Source organism: Pseudomonas sp. LFS074, assembly GCF_047978165.1.
GTDB classification, from domain to species: Bacteria; Pseudomonadota; Gammaproteobacteria; order Pseudomonadales; family Pseudomonadaceae; genus Aquipseudomonas; species Aquipseudomonas putida_P.
In genome coordinates this window covers 1-972 of record NZ_JBFPFV010000021.1, presented here as the reverse complement: position 1 = coordinate 972, position 972 = coordinate 1, and the positions used below count along the sequence as shown (strand labels likewise).

2 protein-coding genes are annotated in these 972 nt (G+C 51.1%); both read left to right on the top strand.

All coding sequences use genetic code 11. The features are described from left to right. The first annotated feature begins 585 nt into the window (after positions 1–585). Positions 586–720: a 50S ribosomal protein L34 gene (gene rpmH / locus ACNQP3_RS29320; RefSeq protein WP_003253163.1), complete on the top strand. Its 135-nt coding sequence runs from the start codon at positions 586–588 to the stop codon at positions 718–720. Between the two features lie 13 nt (positions 721–733). Next, positions 734–972 (top strand): ribonuclease P protein component (gene rnpA / locus ACNQP3_RS29315; protein ID WP_416470712.1); only part of this gene is annotated, 239 nt, incomplete at its 3' end.

The window sequence follows — 972 nt, the reverse complement described above, 5'->3', positions numbered from 1 at the left end:
TGAGTTTGAAAGCCGGATGAGGCAAAAACAAACCGCCATTGTACCGGTCGAGCGTCCAGTTATCCACATGTGGACACGTTAGGATCCAAGACAAAACAGCCATTTATCGACCAAAACGTCATTCTGGCACTGTGCATAAGCCCTGTGGATAAGCAGCCATGAGGGCTATGCACAACCCTGGGTGCCCGCCTGTTGATAAATCACCTGTGGATAATCACCATTTTAATCCACAGCTTTCGATCACGATGAAAACAAGCGCAGCACCGGTTGAGAACAAGGTTTCAAAACTCTGTACATCCCGGTTTTAAAGGCCTGTAGAATGTTATCCACAGAAGGTTATCCACTTAAGATTTATAAGTTCTTCAGAAAAGCTTTTTATATGTCTCTTCTTTTTTTTCATGTTGTCCCCGATTCGTGTGTCCGATCAAGGACCCCCTGGGGATGATCGAACAGGCACCGTCCATCACACGCTCTATATGGAATGACTGGTTGGAAATTGACCTATGGGCTTGCTTTCTCTAGAATCGCCGGTCTCTTAAAAAGGGGGCCATCCCGGCCCGTCGTCGACAAACCAGGTAACACGCCATGAAACGTACTTTCCAACCAAGCACCATCAAGCGCGCCCGCACCCACGGTTTCCGTGCCCGTATGGCTACCAAGAACGGCCGTGCTGTTCTGTCGCGTCGTCGTGCCAAAGGCCGTAAGCGTCTGGCCATTTGATTTTTCGGCACAGGTGGTGAGTCAGGACTTCAGTCGGGAAAAGCGACTGCTTACACCCCGGCATTTCAAAGCGGTCTTCGACTCCCCAACCGGCAAGGTTCCAGGGAAAAACCTGCTGATCCTTGCTCGCGAGAACGGCCTCGATCATCCACGCCTAGGCCTGGTAATCGGCAAGAAGAGCGTCAAGCTCGCCGTTCAACGCAACCGCCTCAAGCGCTTGATGCGCGATTCCTTTCGTCTGAACCAGCAATC